The 20,309-nt window shown below is 37.1% G+C and carries 23 protein-coding genes and 1 pseudogene; 8 read left to right on the top strand and 16 right to left on the bottom strand.

The features are described from left to right. Positions 1-102: 102 nt before the first annotated feature. The 6 genes and pseudogenes from G4D63_RS22430 to G4D63_RS07110 form a co-directional block, all read right to left on the bottom strand. Positions 103-831: pseudogene (locus G4D63_RS22430) on the bottom strand (HAMP domain-containing protein); the annotation flags it as partial. A 138-nt stretch (positions 832-969) separates the two neighbouring features. After that, on the bottom strand, positions 970-1,284 hold the full coding sequence (locus G4D63_RS07090) for a hypothetical protein (protein ID WP_163178944.1): 315 nt from the start codon (positions 1,282-1,284) through the stop codon (positions 970-972). Between the two features lie 47 nt (positions 1,285-1,331). Next, positions 1,332-1,871 (bottom strand): histidine phosphatase family protein, encoded by a 540-nt coding sequence (locus tag G4D63_RS07095; protein ID WP_163178945.1) that lies wholly within the window; start codon positions 1,869-1,871, stop codon positions 1,332-1,334. Beyond that, positions 1,868-2,806, bottom strand: a complete 939-nt coding sequence (rnz, locus tag G4D63_RS07100) for a ribonuclease Z (RefSeq protein ID WP_163178946.1) — start codon at positions 2,804-2,806, stop codon at positions 1,868-1,870. The genes G4D63_RS07095 and rnz overlap by 4 nt, the downstream gene beginning before the upstream one ends. A 12-nt stretch (positions 2,807-2,818) precedes the next feature. Further along, a complete protein-coding gene (locus G4D63_RS07105) occupies positions 2,819-4,069 on the bottom strand; it encodes a DNA polymerase IV (RefSeq protein WP_163179465.1) in 1,251 nt (416 codons plus the stop codon). A 245-nt stretch (positions 4,070-4,314) separates the two neighbouring features. Beyond that, the gene (locus G4D63_RS07110) at positions 4,315-4,782 is read right to left on the bottom strand and encodes a chemotaxis protein CheW (RefSeq protein WP_205603793.1); all 468 of its coding nucleotides are present in this window, start codon (positions 4,780-4,782) and stop codon (positions 4,315-4,317) included. 203 nt (positions 4,783-4,985) lie between these two features. On the opposite strand from G4D63_RS07110, the gene adh reads away from it, so the two are divergent. Continuing rightward, positions 4,986-6,506: an aldehyde dehydrogenase gene (adh, locus tag G4D63_RS07115; protein WP_163178947.1), complete on the top strand. Its 1,521-nt coding sequence runs from the start codon at positions 4,986-4,988 to the stop codon at positions 6,504-6,506. 3 nt (positions 6,507-6,509) lie between these two features. Further along, positions 6,510-6,863, top strand: coding sequence for a DUF779 domain-containing protein (locus tag G4D63_RS07120; RefSeq protein WP_163178948.1), 354 nt, complete (start codon positions 6,510-6,512; stop codon positions 6,861-6,863). A gap of 170 nt (positions 6,864-7,033) precedes the next feature. Here the strand turns inward: G4D63_RS07120 and G4D63_RS07125 are convergent, their stop codons facing one another. Continuing rightward, positions 7,034-7,198: a hypothetical protein gene (locus G4D63_RS07125; RefSeq protein ID WP_163178949.1), complete on the bottom strand. Its 165-nt coding sequence runs from the start codon at positions 7,196-7,198 to the stop codon at positions 7,034-7,036. Positions 7,199-7,444: 246 nt separating this feature from the next. On the opposite strand from G4D63_RS07125, the gene G4D63_RS07130 reads away from it, so the two are divergent. Next, positions 7,445-7,831, top strand: coding sequence for a RidA family protein (locus G4D63_RS07130; protein WP_163178950.1), 387 nt, complete (start codon positions 7,445-7,447; stop codon positions 7,829-7,831). Between the two features lie 192 nt (positions 7,832-8,023). Here G4D63_RS07130 and G4D63_RS07135 read toward each other — a convergent pair whose 3' ends face one another. Both G4D63_RS07135 and G4D63_RS07140 read right to left on the bottom strand, forming a co-directional pair. Then, complete coding sequence (locus G4D63_RS07135) at positions 8,024-8,233, bottom strand: hypothetical protein (protein ID WP_163178951.1); 210 nt, start codon at positions 8,231-8,233, stop codon at positions 8,024-8,026. A 207-nt stretch (positions 8,234-8,440) separates the two neighbouring features. Next, the gene (locus G4D63_RS07140) at positions 8,441-8,944 is read right to left on the bottom strand and encodes a GNAT family N-acetyltransferase (protein ID WP_163178952.1); all 504 of its coding nucleotides are present in this window, start codon (positions 8,942-8,944) and stop codon (positions 8,441-8,443) included. A 137-nt stretch (positions 8,945-9,081) separates the two neighbouring features. Here G4D63_RS07140 and G4D63_RS07145 point away from each other — a divergent pair, with 137 nt between their 5' ends. After that, positions 9,082-10,143, top strand: coding sequence for a C40 family peptidase (locus G4D63_RS07145; RefSeq protein WP_338023905.1), 1,062 nt, complete (start codon positions 9,082-9,084; stop codon positions 10,141-10,143). A gap of 35 nt (positions 10,144-10,178) precedes the next feature. On the opposite strand, the gene G4D63_RS07150 is transcribed toward G4D63_RS07145, so the two are convergent. Continuing rightward, positions 10,179-11,009, bottom strand: a complete 831-nt coding sequence (locus G4D63_RS07150) for an SPL family radical SAM protein (protein ID WP_163178953.1) — start codon at positions 11,007-11,009, stop codon at positions 10,179-10,181. A 194-nt stretch (positions 11,010-11,203) separates the two neighbouring features. Then, positions 11,204-11,857: an HAD-IA family hydrolase gene (locus G4D63_RS07155; RefSeq protein ID WP_163179468.1), complete on the bottom strand. Its 654-nt coding sequence runs from the start codon at positions 11,855-11,857 to the stop codon at positions 11,204-11,206. Positions 11,858-12,147: 290 nt separating this feature from the next. On the opposite strand from G4D63_RS07155, the gene G4D63_RS07160 reads away from it, so the two are divergent. Continuing rightward, on the top strand, positions 12,148-12,783 hold the full coding sequence (locus tag G4D63_RS07160; RefSeq protein WP_163178954.1) for a pentapeptide repeat-containing protein: 636 nt from the start codon (positions 12,148-12,150) through the stop codon (positions 12,781-12,783). A gap of 209 nt (positions 12,784-12,992) precedes the next feature. Here the strand turns inward: G4D63_RS07160 and G4D63_RS07165 are convergent, their stop codons facing one another. The 5 genes from G4D63_RS07165 to mce form a co-directional block, all read right to left on the bottom strand. Next, positions 12,993-13,580: a hypothetical protein gene (locus G4D63_RS07165; RefSeq protein WP_163178955.1), complete on the bottom strand. Its 588-nt coding sequence runs from the start codon at positions 13,578-13,580 to the stop codon at positions 12,993-12,995. 308 nt (positions 13,581-13,888) lie between these two features. Beyond that, a complete protein-coding gene (locus tag G4D63_RS07170; protein WP_204559067.1) occupies positions 13,889-14,251 on the bottom strand; it encodes a cupin domain-containing protein in 363 nt (120 codons plus the stop codon). A gap of 43 nt (positions 14,252-14,294) precedes the next feature. Then, positions 14,295-15,413 (bottom strand): tripeptidase T, encoded by a 1,119-nt coding sequence (locus tag G4D63_RS07175; RefSeq protein WP_163178957.1) that lies wholly within the window; start codon positions 15,411-15,413, stop codon positions 14,295-14,297. A 19-nt stretch (positions 15,414-15,432) separates the two neighbouring features. Next, a complete protein-coding gene (locus G4D63_RS07180) occupies positions 15,433-16,980 on the bottom strand; it encodes an acyl-CoA carboxylase subunit beta (protein ID WP_163178958.1) in 1,548 nt (515 codons plus the stop codon). A gap of 12 nt (positions 16,981-16,992) precedes the next feature. Further along, positions 16,993-17,394 (bottom strand): methylmalonyl-CoA epimerase, encoded by a 402-nt coding sequence (gene mce / locus G4D63_RS07185; RefSeq protein ID WP_163178959.1) that lies wholly within the window; start codon positions 17,392-17,394, stop codon positions 16,993-16,995. 182 nt (positions 17,395-17,576) lie between these two features. Between mce and prli42 the strand changes: the two genes are divergently transcribed. From prli42 to G4D63_RS07200, 3 genes are all read left to right on the top strand, one after another. Further along, entirely contained in the window at positions 17,577-17,669 is a 93-nt protein-coding gene (gene prli42, locus G4D63_RS07190) for a stressosome-associated protein Prli42 (protein WP_163178960.1), read from the top strand. A 101-nt stretch (positions 17,670-17,770) separates the two neighbouring features. Next, a complete protein-coding gene (locus G4D63_RS07195) occupies positions 17,771-17,962 on the top strand; it encodes a hypothetical protein (RefSeq protein ID WP_163178961.1) in 192 nt (63 codons plus the stop codon). A 256-nt stretch (positions 17,963-18,218) separates the two neighbouring features. Continuing rightward, positions 18,219-19,361 carry a CAP domain-containing protein gene (locus G4D63_RS07200; protein ID WP_163178962.1) on the top strand — a complete coding sequence of 381 codons (1,143 nt, stop codon included), beginning with the start codon at positions 18,219-18,221 and terminating at the stop codon, positions 19,359-19,361. Positions 19,362-20,309 lie beyond the last annotated feature (948 nt).

Consider the following 20,309-nt stretch of genomic DNA (forward strand, 5'->3'; position numbering starts at 1 on the left):
ACTTTGCTCAGAGCTTGCTGATAGCTCTTCACTAGCAGCAGTTAACTGGTGAGTCGATTCCTCTACCTGCCCTAATAATTCTCTAAACTTTAGAACAAGTTGATTCACCGAAGTAACTAAAATACCAAGTTCACTTGAGGATTTGGTTCTTAATGCCGATTGACTTAGGTCACCCTCAGCCATCACCTTCATCCTTTCAGAAACTTGTAAAATAGGTAGTGTAATTCTTCTAGCCATAAACAGCGCTACTAGAATACCTACTACAATTCCCACAACTGCTAATACAACGTTTATCAGCATTACTGTATTTCCACTTGATACTAGTTCTTTTGTTAGTACAGCTATTTTCTGTTCTCTTTCTTCAGCAAGTACTTTAAAGCCTTCATCAATCTCTCTTCCAAGCGGTGTAACATGCTGTCTTAAGACAGATAATGCAAAGCTTTTACTACCAGATTCAACCTGTTTCACTAGTTTTTCATCAATGAGAGTTGAAAATTCTTTACTCTTTGCTACAAGAAGTTTTGCTTCCTCTGAGTTATTATTTTTAAGTAGGGCTTCTTCTAGAACTCTACTTTCTTCAGAAACCTCATTAAATAAATCTAAGTATTCCTTGTCTTCAAATAAAACATATCCTCGTATTAATCCGATTCTTTCCTGAATATTGCCACTCAGCTTCACATCACCTACAAGTTGCTGTGCTTCTTTTTCAATTACCAATTCAACCTTCTGGTTGTAATTGAAGATCATAGCATTAGAGACAATAGAAACGATGACTAATATTACTAGAATAATACCAAAAGAAAACAAGATGTTCCATTTCAAGCTTTTCATACAAGTAACTCTCCCCGTTGTTTGGATTGTGTAGTCATGTTGCTAAAATGTGATAATTTTCGCTAAATTTCTACAATTATTATCCTACTTTGGGACTAGCCTTGTCAACGAGTTTTAGGTAATAAATTACTTGCTTTTTTAGGAACGTTTTATACCTAAGCGGTAGCCAATCCATAAAAAAGCCCCTCCATAAATTAGCAGAAACAGAATGATAATGGGATGCTCCTTTATGAAGGTCAGCCCTGCTTTAAACAGACCTGATATATTCAAAGAGGTGATACTTTCTATGAGGCTACCATTCTCGTAGAGGAAATAAACATATACAATGAACAGACCAATAATTAGGAAAAAGGCTGCTCTCATGGCCCTAATTGCCATTGTTTTTGATGCAGAATATTTCTGACGCTTGGTTGCTTTTCCAGCTCTTTTTTTCGTTACATTCTGAATTGGCATCTGCTCACCTCCCCTTGTTCAAAGAAATAGAAATTCTATTTTTATATCTAACTAGTTTGCCAAATACGAGAGACCTTTGAAGATGTAAGTTGAATAGCATACACATCCGGATTAGTCATTTCTTTCCATTCCTCAAAACCATATTGTTTATCAAACAACCTTAAGATTAATGTTGCTAGATTTCCATGAGTCACCAGTACAATATGCTCCTCGTTGGAAATAATTAACTCATCGATCAGTGATTTAACACGATCGCTAGCCTCTTCAGAAGACTCCCCTCCTTCAAGGGCAAGAGAAAAGTCGTGGAAGGATTCTTCTAAAAACTCCAACCAGCCAGGATAATCAGTCGGACTAAGTATTCTCTCTCCTAGTCTACGATCCACTTCCAGACGGATTCCATTTGCTTCTGAATAAGGTCTTATTGTATCTACAGCCCGCTTATAGTGACTAGAGATTATACGCTGAATATTATAGGTGGATAGAAATTCAGATAAATGAAGGGATTGTACTTTCCCTTCATCCGTTAACTCTGCCTCTACTTCCTGACCTGTGGCTTTACTATGTCTAATAATATAGAGAGTTTTCAAGAGTTATTCTTCCCCCTTCGTTGAACACGATATGTAGAAAAGTCATGTGCGATCTCCACATTTGTAAACACTTGTTTGGCTTCCTCCAATAATTGCAATGTATCCTCTTTTTGGTAACGAGAGCTGATATGTGTTAACAGAAGTTTTTCCACATTTGCTTGTTTTGCGATATTTGCTGCTTGAACGGTAGAAGAGTGGAAATACTCATGAGCTAACTGGGCTTCTTCATGACTGAAAGTTGCTTCATGAACAAGAACGTCAGCATTATTTGCAAGGGTAACACTCTGTTCTGTGAATCTAGTGTCACCGAGGATGGTAATAATACGTCCTGGAATGGGAACCCCGATATAATCTTTTCCATCTATTACTCGACCATCAGAAAGGTTCACAATCTCTCCAAGCTTTAGCTTCTTAAAGTGTGGTCCTGGTGAGATTCCTTCCTGCTTAAGCTTATCTACTAATAACGTTCCAGGTAAGTCTTTTTCTATTATTCGATATCCATAACTAGGAATTCCATGCGCTAATAGTGAAGCCTCAACACGAAATTGATCATCTTCGAAAATAGTTCCATTTGTCACTTCAACCACATTGACAGGATAACGAAGGTGGGTACGACTAACTCTCATTGTGACTTCAACAAATTCCTTTAGCCCGGTTGGACCATATATCGTTAACGGAGTTTCTCCTCCTTGAAAGGAACGGCTACCTAGCAATCCTGGTAATCCAAAGATATGATCTCCATGTAAATGAGTAATAAAAATTTTTTCTATTCGTCTTGGTCGAATCGAAGTATGTAAAATTTGGTGTTGAGTAGCTTCCCCGCAATCAAACAACCAAGTTTCACTACGTTCCTCCAATAGCTGAAGGGCAATGGATGATACATTTCGCTCCTTTGCTGGGATTCCCGCTCCTGTTCCTAAAAAAACTAATTCCATCCTGTAGCACTCCTAACGGTCATCTTGTAAAAAATCCTTATTAAAACTAGTGCCTTTTTTATTTGACTCTTCCGACTTAGAAGGGAGGCCCTTCTTAATAACATTTTGACCAAATTTCGACTGAAGCTTTTCAATGGTTTGATAAAGAGGCTCTTTCCTAGCATCCTCTTGATATGAAAATAAATCCAATTGCTTATAGGCTGACCCTTTCTCAATAAGATCCTGAGTTGTAATTCCTAATAAGCGGACCGGCTCCTCATTCCAATGCTTTTTCCAAAGCTGTTGGACAACCAATAGTAAGTCTTTTGCTTCCACAATGGGATTGTCTATTTTTTTGCTACGAGTAACTGTTTTTCGATCATGGTAGCGTATGGTTAATTGTATGGTCGTAGCTAATGATTCTTTCCTCTTTAAACGCCTTGAAACAGATTCAGCCAGACGCTGTAAAACGGTTGAAATTTCATGTTCATCGGTTGTATCCGCACGTAGTGTAGTGGAATTTCCGATGCTCTTAAACTCGTATATAGCATCAGGATCTACAGGTCGATCATCATTTCCATTTGCGCGCGCGACTATGCGCTCACCATTTATTCCTAATATAGCTTTAACCTGTCTTACATCTGCTTTTGCTAGATCACCAATTGTCAGGATTTGAATGGGTTTCAATTTATCTGCTGTTTTAGCACCAACTCCATGCATTTCCGCGACTGGTAGGATCCATAGCTTTTCTTTTATATCTCTTTTTCGTAAAACCGTAATTCCCAATGGCTTTTTCATATTCGAAGCCATCTTAGCTAAAAATTTATTCGGAGCAATTCCAATACTACATGGTAGCCTTAGCTTTTCATTGAGTTCCTTCTGAATTCGTTCTGCAATTTCAATGGGCGAGCCCATTTCATAGCAGTCCGATATATCCATGTAGCCCTCATCAATTGAAACAGGTTGCACCATATGAGTGTAGTTTCGAAGATAATCAAACATGGCGAGAGAAGCCTTCCGGTAACGGTCAAAATTGGGTGTTTTGACAATCAGCTGAGGACAAAGCCGCTTTGCCTCCCATAAAGGCATCGTAGTCCTGATTCCTAATGCTCGCGCTTCATAGCTACAAGTGACAATAATGCCTCTTCTCTCCTCAGGATTTCCGGCAATAGCCAAAGGCTTACCCGAAAGCGAAGGATCATATGCCACTTCAACTGATGCATAAAAGCTATTCATATCAACATGAAGAATAACCCGCCCTTTTTTCGGATACATTTGCTTCATCATTACACCCTTTAAACCACTTATTTTAATACCTTAATCATAATCCCTTTTTAATAGTTAAAGCAAATACGAAAAGCGTAGCCGTGAGCTCTACATAGTAACGCTAATGCACAAAAGTTTGGGTTTATTGCACAAACCTATTCAATAATTGCACACAACTCTGAATTTATTGCACAAAACTTAGATTAATTGCACAAAACCCCTTAAATCCTTTTACCAAAGTAAAAAAGGCCCTTTAAAAGGACCTAGTTTAATTGCAATTTCACTTCTGTCATACCTTCTAATGAGTTAATCAGTTTAGTTGGATCGATCAGTGTTAATAAACGACCTTCTAAATTGGCTACTCCCATTATGAATGAATTTTGCAGGGCAGCAATTGAATTTAATTGTTGAATCGAGCTATCAGGAACATTGATAATTTCTTTTGCGTCATCGACGATTAATCCATATGTCATATCTGCTGAATGTAAAATGATCATTCTAGTTTGGTCTGTTTGTTCGGTTTTCTTATCATACAAGATTTGATTGGTATCTAGGATTGGCGTAATTTCTCCTCGAACTGTCGTAACACCATTCATATAATCCGGCATATTTGGAACAGCTGTGAGTGGTTGAAGCTTTTCTATAGAAACAACAAATTGAATAGGGATTCCGTACTCTTCATTCTGGGTCTGAAATACTACTACCTTATCTATTAAGGACTGATCTGCCATGTTTTTAACCCCCACTATAATAGAACTACTTTCTTATTTCTTATTATACTATAGTCATGTCGAATTTTGCAGATACTCTTCGCACAAATGATAGATGTAAAATTTTGCATAAATGGTTCTCAAATCTATGAAAACGCATACTCCTTTACTATACATAATTTATTTATCAGCAATGTATCCAATAAGATAGAGGAGGAATTTACATGATTTATTCTCAACCCGGTCAAGACGGAGCAAAGGTAAACTTTAAAAGTCGTTATGAAAACTACATTGGTGGAAAGTGGACACCACCTGTTAATGGACAATACTTTGAAAATGTTACACCCGTTACAGGAAAAGCATTTTGTGAAATAGCACGTTCTTCTGCAGAAGATATCGAACTAGCTTTAGATGCAGCACACGAAGCAAAGGCTGCTTGGGGACGAACATCTGTAACTGAACGAGCAAATATCCTCAATAAGATTGCTGACAGAATGGAACAGAATCTAGAAGTACTAGCAGTTGCAGAAACGTGGGACAACGGAAAGCCAGTCCGCGAAACACTTGCTGCTGACCTACCATTAGCGGTTGATCATTTCCGTTATTTTGCTGGTACAGTACGTGCTCAGGAAGGTGCATTGTCAGAAATTGATCACGATACTGTAGCCTATCACTACCATGAGCCACTAGGAGTAGTCGGACAAATTATTCCATGGAATTTCCCAATTTTAATGGCAGTTTGGAAGCTTGCTCCTGCTCTTGCTGCTGGTAATTGCGTGGTCTTAAAACCAGCAGAACAAACTCCTGCTTCCATCTTAGTATTAATGGAGTTAATTGAAGATTTACTTCCTCCTGGGGTTATAAACATTGTAAATGGCTTTGGTGTTGAAGCAGGTAAACCACTTGCATCAAGCAGCCGAGTTGCTAAAGTTGCATTTACAGGTGAAACCACAACAGGTCGTCTCATTATGCAATATGCTTCTCAAAATCTAATTCCAGTTACATTAGAGCTGGGTGGAAAATCACCTAATATCTTCTTTGAAGACGTAATGGCTCAGGATGATGATTTCTTAGATAAAGCTGTAGAAGGGTTTGTTATGTTTGCTCTAAACCAGGGCGAAGTATGTACTTGTCCTTCTCGTGCATTAATTCATGAGAACATTTATGATCGTTTTATGGAAAAAGCTCTTGCTCGAGTTGCTCAGATTAAGCAAGGAAATCCATTAGATACTGACACGATGATTGGAGCACAAGCTTCTACAGAACAGCTTGAAAAAATCCTCTCTTACTTCGAGATTGGTAAACAAGAGGGTGCAGAGGTTCTGGCAGGAGGAGAAAGAAGCTATTTAGCTGAGGACCTTGAAGGTGGATACTATGTGAAGCCAACTGTTTTCAAGGGCAACAATAATATGAGAATCTTCCAAGAGGAAATCTTCGGACCTGTTGTATCTGTTACAACTTTCAAAGATTCAGCTGAAGCTCTTGCTATTGCCAATGATACGTTATATGGATTAGGAGCTGGAGTGTGGACTAGAGATGTCAACACAGCTTATCGATTTGGTCGTGAAATTCAGGCTGGACGTGTGTGGACAAATTGCTACCATGCCTACCCTGCTCATGCTGCCTTTGGAGGATATAAGTCCTCTGGTATTGGTCGTGAAAATCACAAAATGATGCTAAGTCATTATCAGCAAACAAAGAATCTTTTAGTTAGCTATAGCCCTCAGAAATTAGGATTCTTTTAATATATGGTAGAAAAAGTTACCGCGACTCAAAAGGCAATTCAGCTCATTCAGCATCTAAAAAAGATTCATGGTGATCTTATGTTTCATCAATCAGGTGGTTGTTGTGACGGGAGTTCACCCATGTGTTTTGCAAAAGATGATTTTCTAATTGGTGATGCAGATGTGTTGCTTGGGACTATAGGAGAAACACCATTTTATATGAGCAAAGCTCAATACCAATACTGGAAACACACTCAATTAATTATTGATGTAGTACCCGGTAGAGGTGGAATGTTTTCCTTAGAAGGTCCGGAGGGTGTAAGGTTTCTAACTAGGTCAAGAGTGTTCACGGTGGAAGAACGTAACTCACTAAAATAATGAAATAAAAAAACTGATGCATGGAGTGCAGCCCACTCTATCGCATCAGTTTTTTTATTTCATCTGTGGACTATCTTTTAATAACTTCAATTCCCTTTTCTACATACTCGTCTCGAATCGATTGTGACTGTTCATTACTGCTTAGTATTGCAATGATAGTGTAGATGGATTTACTTATTTTGATTTCTTTGCGCTCGTAATGCGACTTTTTCAAGTCCATTTCCTCTCGCTTCAGCAAATTCTACATCTGCTTTTGGTAGAGCATTATCATGTTTCGGTTGATTTTTATTAGTTTTAGTCACTTTTCCACCACCACATTCATAGTTTGAGTGCATTTACGTAAACACCCTTCTCCTTAGTTTGCATTCTTTTTAGATGGTTATGCCCTTTGTTCCCCTTACTTCCATTTCATAAATTCCAATCTAGAGTCTTTATTGAAGAAGAACACAAATTACTTAATAGAAGCTACGTTAAAATACTCAGGTTTTTACAACCTGGGCATATTTTTTTATAGAGACCTACCTTTTATTCCCATTAACTGTATAATCATATTATCCCTAATAATAGAAAGAGGTATTTATATGGAAATCAAGAAAATAAATCCTGAAAATGTTGCCCCACCTATCGCGCAATATCACCATGTAACAGTCATCCCAAGAAATGCAGAACTGATTGTTTTGTCTGGTCAGATCGGAAATGAGCAAGACGGTTTTTTACCAATGGATATAGAAACTCAGTTCTCAAATGCACTTGAAAATATTAAATCTATATTAAAAAGTGAAGGACTGGATACTAGTAGCATTTTTAAAATAAATATTTGGTTAACAGAAAAAATGGATAGAGAGTTCTATACAGAAAAATGGAATGCATTTCATAATCAATCACCACCAGCTACAACCTTAGCTTATGTCAGTTCTTTAGCAAGACCAGAAATAAAGGTAGAGGTCGAAGCTTGGGCTGCACGATAAGAGTTATGTAACAAAACATAGTACTTTTGCTTTCATAGCACTATCTTTGTTTAAATTAGTACTTCAATGAATATGACTGCTATAAAACAATTCCTATTCTTTCTTCGTTTTCTTCTTACCGATTAATCTCAACCTAAAAAAAAGATCGAGTCAATTTCTACTTAGTGAAATTGACTCGATCTTTTTTTTATATTAACGTGAAGGCTTTGGTGGTTGGCATACTTCACATTTTCGTTGGTTATTATTTTTAAACTTTGTAAAAGTCTTTTCAAAATTACTACCACAAGCACATTTAAATAGTAACTTTTGTGAAAAACCATGATATTCGGTTGTTAACAACTTACTTTCTGAGTTTTTCTCTACAAATTCTCTGATTTTTCCGATTGACCATTGTTTATTCATTACACGATACCTCCAAAATTTTATCTCTAGGCGGAGGCTTGCTTGGCATCCGTTCATTATGAGTAAATTCAAAAATTCTTAAGTATCTACTATAACATATGCACTGTACATTTACATTTGCAAAAAATAAAAGTGTAGATACCGTTCACCTTATTCTATAGATTGTATTAAGTTTAAGTTATTTACACTTAAAAGATATTGGCGAAACTAAGTTTTCTTGCCAGCATAAATAAAATGAGTCTTGTCGAAAATTACTGATTCCTTTTCTAGATTGAACTCAATTTTCTCCGCTACACGTATTGAAGGAGTATTCTTGGGATTGATTATACTAATTAACCTGTTTAAATCCAATTGATCGTAGCCATAAGTTTTACAGGCTCTGGCTGCTTCGGTTGCAAATCCCTTTGACCAATAGTTTTTGTTGATATGGTATCCAATTTCAACTTCAGTTTTTCCATCTACATACTGCTTAATAAGACCACAATCACCTATTAACTCTTCGGTTTCCTTCAAACATACTCCCCATAACCCGTAGCCATCTATATCGTATCTATGCTGATTTTTCTCAATCCATTTTTGTGTTTGTTCTAAGTTAAATGGTGCTGGATAATACAACATCGTCTCATCATCAGAAAAAATAGAATACAGAGTATTTATGTCATCTTGAATGAATGGTCTCAGGTACAACCTTTCTGTTTCTAAAATAATCATGACGTGCATCCCCTCTCATAAAGATTATTACTTTTATTTTAAAGGAATTGTTAATGAATGGTAATAGGAATTAATTTATGGGATTGAGCAGAAGATAAAATTGATAAATTCCGCTAAATAGAAAGGGGTAAATAGTAGTGAGCAAGCATGCTAAAATCCGACTTCAACAAGTAATTATTGCTCTATTAGTACTTGTGTTTTGTATGAACGGTCCTCTATCAACACAGGCTCAGGTTACAAGGATCCCAACCGCTGGTATTGCCATAAACGGGAAGGTTGTAAATGGAATTCAGCCGATAAAAATGGATGGAAAAGTCTATCTACCATTTGTTCAGTTATCAAAAATCTTAGGGTACAACGACATCCAATATAATAGCAATAATGCTACTTTTCAACTAACGGATGGTTCCACTATGCTTCGAGCAACCGTGGGTGGATCAATAGCTAGAAAAAGTAATGAATATATTCATATTGACCCTGTACGTTGGTACAATAAGACAGCTTATATATCAGTAACTGCTGGTAGTGCTTTATTTAATGTGTATATGTACTTTAAGCCTGAGAACGGCTCTATTCAAGTTCAAAAACCGGCAAAGCAATATATTGTCCAAAATGGTGATACGCTTTATGAGATTGCTCGTGCTCACCATACGACAGAATATCATTTAAAGACAGCTAACAACCTAAAGTCAAACATGATAATGGTAGGACAACGATTAAAAATTCCTGCTAGAAGTAAAACGAAAGAAACAGAACCGATTCGTGAGAAAGCTCCTGTTAAAATTACCAAACCACAAGCAAAACCAAGTACGGTTAGGACAGACATTATCAACCAAGCTAAAAAGTACCTAGGCGCTGGTTATAAATTCGGAGCAACACTTGCGGAAGCACCTAGACTTTTTGACTGCTCATCATACACTCAGCTTGTTTTTAAACAAAATGGAATCAATATTCCAAGAACATCTAGAGATCAGGCGAGTCAAGGAACACATGTTCAAAAATTAGAACAAGGTGATCTATTATTTTTCACGGACAATCAGCTTTATTCTGATGGACGAGTAGGACATGTTGGAATTTATATGGCAGATGGCAGCATGATTCACGCTTCTTCCTCAAAGGGTGTCACGATTACTAAAAATGTACTCAACAATCCATACTGGGGTAAAAACTATCTATTTGCAAAGCGCGTCATTAAATAACGAACGTAAGCAGAAAGGATTATTCCTTTCTGCTTTTATTTTTTGACTGGTGGTAAAAAGCCATCTTGACTAACAAAAATTTGCTCTTTTGGCATATATCTTGTTAGCTCTTCTACTAGTTTTTTATATGCTTCCGGATGATACCATTCCTCTAACTTATGCTCCTTATAAAGCTTTTCAATCCCTAAACTGGTAGTTCTCTTTCCTTTACTTCCATCCCCCATAAAATAATCATCGATGGTTACACGATTTACAGTTGATGCTAAGGTAGAAGCAAAATTATCTGAGAAAGGTAGAAGTGGAGCAACTGCAGCCTGCGTGGGGATCCCTTCACTAGCAAACTTCTTTAAGACACTCATTCGTGCAGCTATTGGTGGGGCGGTGGGTGAAAAGATTCTTCTCACCTCATCCAAATCTGTTTCTACGGTCATGCTTAGTAACACTCGTTCTCCTAATCCTTTTAAAAGACCAAGATCCCGTTTAACCAACGGACTCCGGGTTTGGACAAACAAAAAATCCGGAGGCTCTTCATTCATTGCCTCTAAAAGTGATCTTGTAATTTCCGCATCACTTTCAGTAGGTTGGTAAGGGTCTGTGCTAGACGACATAAAAATTGAAACAGACTCATACTTTTTCCTAGCTTTTTTCATATCACGGATATACTGCTCTTTAGCATTTTTTTTAATGTCGACCCACGTTCCCCAATCTTCCTTGCGAAACAAATTAACAGGCATTTTGCGAACATAACAATAGCTACAGCCAAAACTACAGCCTATATATGGATTGAGGGAAAAGGTATAGCCCTCTAAAAAGCCACTAGCTGGAGTAAGTAATTGCTTTGTCATTTTTTCGGTTATGTTGATCATTTGAATCTCCTTATAGAAAAGCTGAAGCACCCCGTTTAGCCCTGACAAGCAAATGTTCCTACCCAACTAAAAGGGTGCCTTTTCCCTTTTAATTGGGGAGGGTTATTTGACTCGAAGGGCTGGGTGCTGAAGCTAGACAATATAGAACAACTGAAGCACCACGATACCCATAGTTCGATTAAGGCGCAGGAACTCTAGTTGTGAAAAAACACCTCAAGATCCTTTACACTTTTTAAAATATGTGTCGGCTTAGCGTCTTGTAGCTCTTTTTCCGCTCCATATCCATAGGTTACTCCAATAGAATCTATCCCAATCGTATTAGCACCAATAATATCGTACTTTCGATCACCAATCATAATAAAATCCTTCAATGAGTAGTTATTAAATCTCTCTACTATGTACTGAATAATCTCAGCCTTTGAGGACCTAGTTCCATCTAGATTACTTCCTACATTAAGATCAAAGAAATGTTCTAGGTTAAAATATCTTACTATTTCTTCTGAAAAGACAGTTGGTTTGGAAGTAGCTATTACCAACTTATATCCCTGTTTTCTTAAATCCTCTAGTAATGTAGGAATTCCTTCGTACAACGTATTCTCATACATTCCTGTTAGTTTAAAGCGGTCTCTATAGTATTCAATTGCAGTCAACGTTTCATTTGGATTAAAGGAATAATAGTCTTTAAATGAAACCTGTAGTGGTGGACCAATAAAGCATTCCAAGATGTCTAGATTATTTTCTTCAATACCCATTTTACTCAGAGCAAATTGTACCGATTTCGTAATACCTACTTTTGGATCTGATATTGTCCCATCTAAATCAAATAAAATTACCTTATATTTCATCAGATTGATCAAACTCCTTTTACCGAATCTATTAAATTGGAGTAAATTCCAACTTAAGTTAATTTCTCCAGTAGTAACATCACAATAATAATACCATTTAGAGGCCCGTGAAAAGCTGGTTTTATAGGAATTAATTTTAGAGTAGTATTAAGCAAATAATATGAGTTTGCTAACTTTGCACACAATTTCCTATAAAAATATAGTCTGTTTATTATCTTAATATTTTCTTAAACTAATGATTGAGATATAACGTAAAAAACGTTTACCTATTCTAACCTGAAAGAGGCAGTTATATGAAAATGGATTCGCCAAAAGTACCTAAAGATTTACCTATTAAAAACTTCCATGATATTTTGTATGAGGAAGATCCAGAATTAGAAATGTGCATGGTTAATGATTGTACTTTCTCTGATGAAGTGCTAAAAAAAGTCCGATTATCTAAAATGATTATAAAGAATTGTAAGTTCAACAATACCGACTTCAGTCATATAGAAATGACAGATGTTTTGTTTGAGAATTGCGATTTCTCCAATTCAAATTTAAATAGTTCATATATGCATAGATCTGTGTTTAAGGGCTGTAAACTACTAGGTATTAACCTTACTGATTCTCGAATAGGGCATGTTCAATTTGACCATTCTTTACTGAACCTAGCAACACTCGGAAATTCTAAGCTAGAAAGAGTATCATTTCAGGACACTTCATTGGAAGGTTCAGATTTTTATGATTGTATATTTAAAACAGTAGAGTTTAGTAAGTGTAATATTAACTCTGCAACATTTGAAAAAACTTCACTTAAGGGGATTGATATAAGTGATTCCACTTTTGAATCACTAACTGTATCCATTCCTGATCTTAACGGTTGTAAAGTATCTACGTTGCAAGCCATTCAATTTGCAACTCTATTGGGATTGGTCATTACTGATTAAAATGAGGAAAGCAGAGGTGTACTGTTTAGTCCTAACTTGCAATAGCTATATTAATCTCGTCAATTAGTAACTTTACACTTGGAGTATTTTCAACTATAACCTTAATAACATACAAAAGGCTAATGCTCTATGTACCAAAAGCATTAGCCACTGTTCGTTCCTATTTATGTGGTTACTCTTAATTCTTGTAAGGTCATAGCCGCCCTTTTTCAATTTTCTTTGTACACTGTTTCTTGTCTTGTGAAGACTGCCCGCTGGAGGCCGCGTAAGCCAATAATACTAAGCCTTAGCCAAATCCAGCTGTATACAAGCGAAAAAAGCATAATAAATAGTAGAACAGTCGGATCAAAGGCTGAAATAACAGACGGTCCAAGAATTGGGAATTTTAAGGCATACAACAAAATTGAGATGCCTACAGTTAGTGATAGTCCTGACAGTAGAATAATTGCAACGGGACTTTTCCATAATCGCAATCCTACTCCAAGAGCCAACCCAATTAATCCAGTTGTAAATGGAAATACCATTAGCTCACTAGGCTGGAGAATAGCTAGCAAAAGAATAGTTGAGATATATGTCATAAAACCAATTCTTATTGAAATGACTGTTGCGATGACGATTGGTAAGGTTGTAAGAATGCTAATCACATAACCAAATCCTACAAAGATCCCCGCCGACTGAAATATAGAAGCTAGTGCTGCTAAAATTCCACCCAGCACAATCTTCATTGTTCTCGTGTAATGACGCCCCATCACGACTTCTAGTTCCTCTTGGTTGCCAATGAAATGCTTCCACTTCATTCCCCCACCTCCCCATTAATAGGTAAATGCAGGACCCATTCTTTTTAGACCTATATTTTTACTAGGCTACTCCGTTATATAAGGTCTTGCACTTAATGGTAAATTCAAGACTCTATCCTGCACCCGTTTCGTTGCAAGGTTTATCCCACCATCTCCATTTATTTCCTTTTTATGAATTCGTTTACAGTATCCTGCCTAGTATGTAAAACTATTCAGCAAAAAAGAGAAAGGGTTCGTTGTTCCAAGAATAAAAAAACACCCCAAAAGTTAGTTTCATACTAAAACTTTTGGGGTTTTATTTCATAGAATTAAATGGATTGTAAGTCAGCTACTGTTCTCTCATTAACCTCAGTACCTGTATTTAATGTAGATTTAGGCTCAAAAAGTAAGACATGAACCTCTTCTTCTGCAACGGGTAAATGTTCAACACCCTTTGGCACAATAATGAATTCACCTTCATTTATGGTGATATCCTGATCCCTGAACTTTAGTAAGAGACTACCTTTAATGACAAGAAACATTTCGTCTTCATGTTCATGATGATGCCAAACAAACTCACCTTTAAGCTTTGCAAATTTGACTTGCATATCATTTATTTCTCCTGCTATTTTAGGGCTCCAATGTTCATTGAATAAGGTGAATTTCTCCTGTATATTAACCTTTTCCATTATTAATTCCTCCTAAAGCCTAGTAAAAAAGAGGCCTTCGCCTCTTTTATTGTGCAACCTCTTGAATAATTGCTACTACAAACTCAGCAGTCTTTACTAATTCTTCTATTGGCATTCTTTCATTTGTTGTATGAATTTCCTCGTATCCGACAGAAAGGTTAACCGTTGGGATGCCGTGACCTGCGATCACGTTTGCGTCACTTCCACCACCGCTTTTTTGTAGCTCTGAAGTACGACCAATGGAAGCAGCTGCACGACGCGCAACTTCTACTACATGATCGCCTTCTCCATATTTAAAGCCAGGATACATAACGGTAATTTCCACTTCTGCACGTCCACCCATTTCAGAGGCTGCTGATTCGAATGCTTCTTTCATCTTTTGAACCTGTGCTTCCATCTTCTCTCCTACTAATGAACGGGCTTCAGCCAAGATGTCAACACGGTCACAAACGATATTCGTTTGTTGACCACCCTCAAATCTGCCAATATTAGCAGTTGTTTCTTCATCGATTCGACCAAGTGGCATCTTTGCAATCGCTTTTGAAGCGATTGTGATTGCCGACACACCCTTTTCTGGAGCAACACCAGCATGAGCTGTTTTTCCAAGAATCGTCGCCTTCACTTTTGCTTGAGTGGGAGCGGCCACAATGATGTTCCCTACTTTTCCATCACTGTCTAATGCATATCCGTATTTTGCCACAATCTTAGAAGGATCAAGTGCTTTTGCACCTACAAGTCCTGATTCTTCTCCAACTGTAATAATGAATTGGATTGTACCATGTTCAATATTGTTTTCTTTTAGCGTTCTAATTGCTTCAAGCATTGCCGCTATTCCTGCTTTATCATCAGCACCTAGAATCGTTGTTCCATCCGTCACCACATATCCATCTTTTACAGAAGGCTTTATTCCTTTACCCGGAACAACAGTATCCATATGAGATGTAAAGTAGATTGGATCTACACCTTCTTTTGTACCTTGAAGTGTACAAATTAAATTCCCTGCACCATGTCCTGTTACTTCAGTCGTCTCATCATCAAAAACGTCTACTCCAAGAGCTGTGAATTTCTCTGTTAATACTTTAGAGATTTCAGCCTCAAACTTTGTTTCCGAATCAACTTGAACTAGCTCTAAAAACTCTTGTAATAATCTTTCTTGGTTAATCAATGATTGTTCCTCCTATCAATTACAACGGAATGTTTCCGTGTTTCTTTCTTGGTCGCTCTTCTTTCTTATTTCGAAGCATTTCTAATGCTTGAATGAGTTTAATTCTTGTCTCTCTTGGATCAATGACATCATCTACCATTCCCATGCTAGCAGCGATATACGGACTCGCAAACTTCTCACGATACTCTTCAATCTTATCCGCTCTAGTTTGCTCTGGATTTTCACTTTCGGCAATTTCTCTAGCAAAAATAATGTTAGCTGCTCCTTGAGGACCCATTACAGCAATTTCTGCATTTGGCCATGCATATACAAGGTCTGCTCCTATTGCTTTACTATTTAAGGCAACGTAGGCCCCACCATATGCTTTACGTAAGATGACGGTCAACTTAGGGACTGTCGCTTCGGAGTAGGCATAAAGGATTTTTGCTCCATGACGAATAATTCCTCCATGCTCCTGTTTTACACCAGGGAAAAAGCCGGTAACGTCCTCAAACGTAATAATTGGGATATTGAAAGAGTCACAAAAACGGATAAATCTTGCTGCCTTATCAGAAGAATCGATATCTAACCCACCAGCCATTACCTTTGGCTGATTGCACACCAAACCAACAACCTCTCCCTTTATCCGAGCGAGACCAATTACAATGTTTCTTGCAAAATCTTTATGTACTTCCGTAAAGGATCCTTGATCTACTACTTGCTCAATTACCTTTCGAACATCATACGGTCTAACTGCATCAAATGGAATCGTTTCTGTTAATTCAGGTCTGTAATCATCATCTTCACCAGTGTTTAAAAGTGGTGGCTTTTCCTCATTATTTTGAGGTAAATAGCTAAGTAAATGGCGAACCTGCTCTAAGACTTCCTCTTCTGTTGAACCTGAGAAATGTGCGTTTCCACTAATCGAGTTATGTACGTCTGCCCCACCTAAGTCCTCAGATGAGATTTTTTCACCTGTCACGGTTTCAATAACCTTCGGACCCGTTATAAACATCTGACTTGTTTTCTCAACCATGAAAACAAAATCAGTAATGGCTGGAGAGTATACTGCTCCACCTGCACATGGTCCCATAATGACTGAGATTTGGGGAATTACACCTGAGTAGATAGAATTTCTATAGAAGATATGACCATAACCATCTAATGATACCACACCTTCTTGAATACGAGCCCCTCCGGAGTCATTCAGACCAACAATTGGTGCACCGTTCTTTGCAGCTAAATCCATGATGGTAGAAATCTTTTTGGCATGCATTTCACCTAATGCTCCACCAAAAACAGTAAAATCCTGTGAAAAAAGATAGATTGGACGACCATTTACTTTTCCATAACCTGTTACAACTCCATCACCAGGACCCTTCTTATTAGCTAGTCCAAAGTCCTGTGAGCGGTGCTCAATGAAAGGATTTAGTTCGACAAAGGTGCCAGGATCAACGAGTAAATCGATTCTCTCTCTGGCAGTCAACTTTCCCTTCTCATGCTGTTTACCGATTCTTTCATCTCCACCTCCTAATTCAACTTCTCTTCTTTTATCATATAGTTCATCAATCTTTTTATAAATATCCAAGCTACTTACCTCCTATTTCTTTTCACAAAGCTCTAACAGTACATTTCCTGTTGATTTTGGATGCATAAATGCAATTTGGGCTCCACCAGCACCAGGTTTGGATTGCTCGTGGATCATTTGTATTCCATGTTCCTTCATATATTGAATTCGTTCTTCTATTGATTCTACACCTAGAGCAATATGGTGAATACCTTCGCCCTTCTTCTCGATAAACTTTGCTACTGGGCTATCATCTGACATCGGCTCTAATAACTCAAGCTTTGTTTCTCCTGCCTTGATGAAAGCTACTTTTACTTGTTCAGACTCTACCGTCTCCACCCCAATAAGCTCTAACTGAAGAACATCTATATAAAGCTTCAACGAATCTTCGATAGACCGAACAGCAATGCCGATATGGTCAATTTTTTTAATCAATTCTGAGACCCCCTCATACAATTAAAGAAAACGCATACACTTACTAGTATACTAGAAAGACATCCAACTATTGTAGTTCTTTGTTAGAAATTAAATTTCCTGCCACTATTTATGACTTGTCCTCGTTTATGGTTGCAGGTAAAATATAAGATACTAGGATGAATAAAAGGGGGAGAACGTTCATGACCCGTAAAACACAAAAAATTATTGTTTACTTGATGATTCTTTCAATGTTATTAACTACTTTATTTACAGGAGCTGCTATGTTCTTTTAATACAATGAATATAGTAGTATGGAAGAGAGCGACTTTGCTTAGTCGTTCTCTTTTTATTAGGATTTAACCTACTTTACTATTCGAATCATGAGGTGGATATAATGGTTTTAACGTTATCTATTTTGGGTATTATCATATTACTTGCAGGATTGTTTGGAACCCTTGCCCTGGCCGGAAAAGGGGATCAAGAATACAGAAAGTCCACAAAACAGAATGTTACTAGACTAACATTTATTTACTTGTTATTAGCAGTTATTATTATAATAGGGTTTGGCCTTTACTTTTACCTATAAGAGGATGTTCAAAAAGTCCGGGAAAAATAGCTGTCGAATTTCTTCGTTGGCTTGATTTTCCGCTCCTCATGTATAAAATGCATACACTCCGGTGCTCAACTCTTCGCCGCTTCGAACTTCTCGGCTATTTTTTTCCTCCTTTTTGAACACGCTCTATAAAGCCTAGCTAGACAAAGTATACTCTCAAACTTCCAAAAAAACTGAGTGTAATCTGTATTTTTTGGCTAGAATGATAGTAGAAATGGAGAGTGAACAAATGATAAGACGGCTACTGCTTCTTTTATCCTTTAGCATTTTCTTATATGTATTGTGGGGAGTATGGCAGAAACAGCCTGAATCATTTCAGATTAATGAATTCACTGAAGTTATTCAAGGTCAATACAACACATTAAAAGAAAATGAGAAAGTTAATGATTCAATTACTAAACTGTTAGTGACATTTGACCAAATGGCTAGACAGTTATCAGATACCCTTGTTGAAGATCAAGAACAGGAAACTAATTCAGCAACACCTATAGAAAAACCTGTCTTAGCTACACCAACTCAGCAGATATTCTCGGTCCATAATGTTCAACTTCACCAATCAAAAGAAGAGGTCGAACAACTATTAGGAAGTCCAAAGCGAACCTCAGAGAATGAATATGGGATCAACTGGAACGTCTATCATGAAAATTACCATAACTTTATCATGGTTGGTTATAACGACCAGAACAAAGTGGCTGCCATATATACGAACCAAGATTTAATCTCTTCCTCAAATGGAATTGTTCTGGGAAGCAATAAACAAATGGTTGGTGAACAATTAGGGGAATCTCTTTCAAGCATAAATAAAGGGATGGTTTTTTATCAGTTTGATAAAAAGCAAGAGTTTGAAATGTTCCAGATTGATGATTCCTATATCACAGTTTTTTATGATCAGCACCAAAATAACACCGTAACCGCCATACAAATCGTTAGTAAGTCATTAGAGGATCGACGCAATGATTATTATACAAATGAGACTGAGGCGCTTAAGGAAGGCTTTGAATACCAACTGTTTGACTTAACAAATTCAACACGAGTAAAGTTTGGGCTATCTGTACTTACTTGGGATGATTATGTTAGAGAAACAGCCCGTAAGCATAGTAAAGATATGGCAGTTAACAACTACTTTAGTCATGAGAATTTAGAAGGGAAGTCCCCTTTTGACCGAATGCTTGAGGATGACATACAATTTACCATTGCAGGAGAAAACCTCGCATATGGTCAGTATAGTAGTATCTTTGCTCATGAAGGTTTAATGAATTCCATGGGTCACCGAGAAAATATTCTTCAAAAGGATTTCAAATACTTAGGTGTTGGAGTTGCCTTCAACTCTAAATTTCAACCGTATTATACGCAAAAATTCTATAGTAAGTAATAATAGACTCCTATTAAAAGGGGTCTATTTTTTTGATGGCTTTTGGTAAGTGTTAGAGTCCACAATAAAACAATTTTGAAAAATATGAGAAAACAGCGAATTTTTTATTTTTTTTGTTGAAATTTGTAAAATTTATGACAAAATTAGGATAAGAGATTACAAATAAGGGAGCTGCAAATTATGAACGACAACCAAAGTCAGTTGGATCAAATTTTAGTTGCAGATATTGAAAGAAAGAATAAGCTAGTTTTCATGGTATCGTTACTATCGGTTATTTTAGCAATTGTTGTTGAGATTGGACTGAAACAGCCGCTTGTTTTGATTTTGACAATTGGGATTGGTGGATTTGTTGTTCTCGCCTTTCTGGCCTTCCTTATGTATAAAAAATATTTAACCATGCAAATACCATACCTAACAATTGCAGGTCTTGCTGTTGTCATTTATCTAATAATGGTCAGTACGCAGGCAATTACTATGATCTTAATGCCACTCTACTTATTAACTACAATCGCAATTTATAATAAAAAATCTACCACAATTATGGGTGTTTTATCTGCTTTATTGATTAGTATTTTATTCTTTATTAATTCACAAGACGTTCTTCAACTGGAAACGACTCGCATTTTTGCTTACTATTTAATTTTTGGACTTATTACGTTAACATTATTTTTCCAATTAAGGGTTTCCGAGCAAATGAAGAAGGAAATGAATGAGTTGCAATCTCAAACACAAACACTTGTAGAAAAGCAAAAGGAGCATAGCCGCTATTTAAGCTCTGGAACCAAAACCATTAGTGAAAATATCGGAAAGGTTCGTGCACAAAGTGAGGACCAACTTCATTCCTTACAAGAAGTCGGGGTCGCAGTTGGAGAGATATCTTCTGGAATGCAAACTCAAAGTGAGTCTGCAGGCACGATTACCACGTCTGTGGAGACACTTAATCAAATG

The sequence above is a fragment of the Bacillus mesophilus genome (assembly GCF_011008845.1).
GTDB lineage: Bacteria > Bacillota > Bacilli > Bacillales > SA4 > Bacillus_BS > Bacillus_BS mesophilus.